We start from the raw sequence: 2,761 nt of genomic DNA on the forward strand, positions 1-2,761 counted from the left end.
TGCCCCACTATAACGGTGCGTATCGCTCCCGTAAGTTCTTGTATCAGACGGCTTTCATTTTTAACTTTTTCGTTTATCCGGTCCCGATCAGCGTCCATGATACCCCCTTTCAAAAAAACATACGCCTCGCCATGTCGCAATACAATATTACTATATAAATATACAAAGTCAAATCGCGAAGGGATCTGCGGATAAAAAAATAACGGCACCTGGCTTTTTTCCGTTTAAGCCCCGGGGATCGTAAGCATTATCCACAACTGTCCCCCCCGGAGAAACACGCCGGCTTTTACCGGTTTTCACCAATAAATAAAATGCCTCTTCCCTAAACAGCTTATTTAGTATATATTCAATTTATCGGATCGGTATTATCATCAAACCGTTTTTTTAGAAAGGTCTGAAATGGTAAAAAAAACATCCTCATCCCCTCATGGCTTCAAAGGAACTCTTCCACGTCTCAACAGCAGCCGGGAAACTAACAGGATAGTTGACCGGCTACAAAGGACCGTGTATGGGTCATATAGAAAAAAGGGGGTTGTGATAGGGTTGAGCGGAGGGATCGATTCGACCGTGGTCGCGTATCTCTGTAAAAAGGCTTTCGGGTCAAAGAACACGCTAAGTGTCGCGCTGCCGGAAAAAGACTCCGCCGCCGATTCGCTTACGCTGGCCAAGACAGTTGCGCGCGATTTGCGTATCTCCTTATCAATAAAAGATATAACTGATCTACTGGAACTGCTTGGCGTTTACGAGGTCCGTCTGGAGATCCTGCGCCGGCTCATACCGGACATAGATGATAATGTTAAGTTCCGGATAGTCATGCCTCCAAGTTTTCTTATCACCGACCGTCTTAATACCCCGATACTGGAGGTCCAGTATGGCAAGAACAAAAAGCACACGACCATGTTAGACCCCGGGAGTTATCTCTCACTCGTGGCATACACGAACATAAAGGCGCGCGTCCGCATGGTGAATCTTTACAGGATCGCTGAGGAAAATAATTACGCGGTAATTGGCACCTCGAACAGGACCGAGATCGAACTTGGTTTCTTTGTGAAATATGGCGACAGCGGGGTCGACGTCGAACCTATAGGACACCTTTACAAAAGCCAGGTCTACCAAATGGCCGAACATCTGCGGATACCACGTGCGATAATATCAAGGGAACCATCTCCCGACATCTACAGTCTTCCCGCGGGGGACGAGAGAATGTATTTTCGTTTGCCATACAACATCCTCGACTTCTTCCTACACGCCACGCATAAGAGAACGAGTTTATCTGACATCTCGAGGCGTTCAGGATTGTCGCTCGATATCTCAAAGCGGATAAAAGCGGATATCATGGCCAAAAAGAAACTGGCGACATACAGGAAGAACTGCTCAACGTTATGACATCTCCCCACCTTGTCGAACTTTCCTTCGCCTGAGAACGAGATATGTGGTCAGGGCAGCTACCGACAATAGGATGGCGACAACTACAAATATCATAGCGTTGCTTTTTGGAATATCAGCCTTTTCAAGTGTTCCACAAACTATTTCGACCGCTTTACGCAACCCCATGGAGTAATCTCCCTTGCTGAACTCGGGCACCATCACATCCTGTATCAGGGAGGTAACAAGCTGGGTCGGGATCACATTATCCAGGTTCCTACCCACGCCAACGGTAACCTTCCTTTGAGAAGGCACCACAACTATAACCACACCATTATCCCGCTGCTCATAACGACTTGAGTGCCATTTTTCCGCATATGCCAGCGCGAGATCAGAGAAGCTCATGCCATAGGTACCATCGAACGTACCGATGATCACCTCTACAGGGTCCTGGGTCTTACTCCGCGTCAGGCTTACCAGTTCATTGATCCGGTTCTCTATCTGGTACTCCGTCGGGCCGTCGATTATTCCGGCATAATCGTTCACCCACTTATCCGTACGGCCCGGAACGGCATCTTCCTGCCCCAGACAAGGCGTCATGGACGGCCGGAACCACATGGCCAGCAGTATCACCAATAAACACAACATCGTTCTCATGGTCCTCATATACACCTCAATTTCTTTTTATCGATCTTTGACGAATCGCTCTTTGGCAACGAATCGATCAATACTATTTCTCCCGGCATCTTGTACGGCTGCAGACGAGTACGCAAGAACTCCATTATCCCGTCTGTTGTAACAGGAACATCCCCTGCGGGAACTATATAAAGTTTTAATTTGCTGCCCATCGTCATGTCCGGCATGTCAATAACAGCCGCCTCCATGACCCCGGGGTGTTCCACTGCCGTGTGTTCGATCTCAACCGGGCTTATAAGTCGTCCTCCAGATTTTATGAGATTCTTCTTCCTCCCCACGATGTAAATATCGCCATCCTTATCCTTTTTACCGATATCTCCCGTATACAACCATCCATTCCTGATGACCTTACTGGTCTCCCCAGGGTTGTTCCAATAGCCTTTCGTTATGTTATCCCCTTTCGCCACTATCATGCCCTCTTCCCCCGCCTGACACTCCCGATCCTCTTCGTCAACCACACGCACTTTGACCCCTGGTATCGCCTGCCCCACGGAATCCGGCTTAGTGATCGCCTTTTTCGGGTCGAGATAGGTTAGCCTCGGCGATGCCTCGGTCTGGCCATACATAAGATACAAATGCTTGTCCGGGAAGTATTCCAGCAATTCCCGTGTTATTCGTGGCGGCATACTGTCCCCCGCCTGCAGGAAATAACGAAGATACGGGAGCTTGCGTGTCTTTATGTCGGACATGTTAAGCAAAA

Annotated in this window: 3 protein-coding genes; 1 reads left to right on the forward strand and 2 read right to left on the reverse strand. The window is 48.5% G+C overall.

Annotated features, from left to right (window positions below; translation table 11 throughout):
* Nucleotides 1-399: 399 nt before the first annotated feature.
* Complete coding sequence (gene nadE / locus PHH49_08780) at nucleotides 400-1,386, forward strand: NAD(+) synthase (protein MDD5489034.1); 987 nt, start codon at nucleotides 400-402, stop codon at nucleotides 1,384-1,386.
* Here the strand turns inward: nadE and PHH49_08785 are convergent.
* Complete coding sequence (locus tag PHH49_08785; GenBank protein ID MDD5489035.1) at nucleotides 1,381-2,013, reverse strand: TPM domain-containing protein; 633 nt, start codon at nucleotides 2,011-2,013, stop codon at nucleotides 1,381-1,383. The two genes, nadE and PHH49_08785, sit on opposite strands and share 6 nt — an antisense overlap.
* Nucleotides 2,014-2,027: 14 nt before the next feature.
* Nucleotides 2,028-2,761: class I adenylate-forming enzyme family protein (locus PHH49_08790; GenBank protein ID MDD5489036.1), on the reverse strand; the 734-nt coding region annotated here is incomplete at its 5' end.

This window comes from Candidatus Omnitrophota bacterium (assembly GCA_028715965.1).
Taxonomy (GTDB): Bacteria; Omnitrophota; Gorgyraeia; order Tantalellales; family Tantalellaceae; genus JAQUQS01.

Bases quoted from the DNA above. Each gene is read 5' to 3' on its own strand.
- nadE (MDD5489034.1), top strand. From the start codon at position 400: ATGGTAAAAAAAACATCCTCATCCCCTCATGGCTTCAAAGGAACTCTT.
- PHH49_08785 (MDD5489035.1), bottom strand. From the start codon at position 2,013: ATGTTGTGTTTATTGGTGATACTGCTGGCCATGTGGTTCCGGCCGTCC.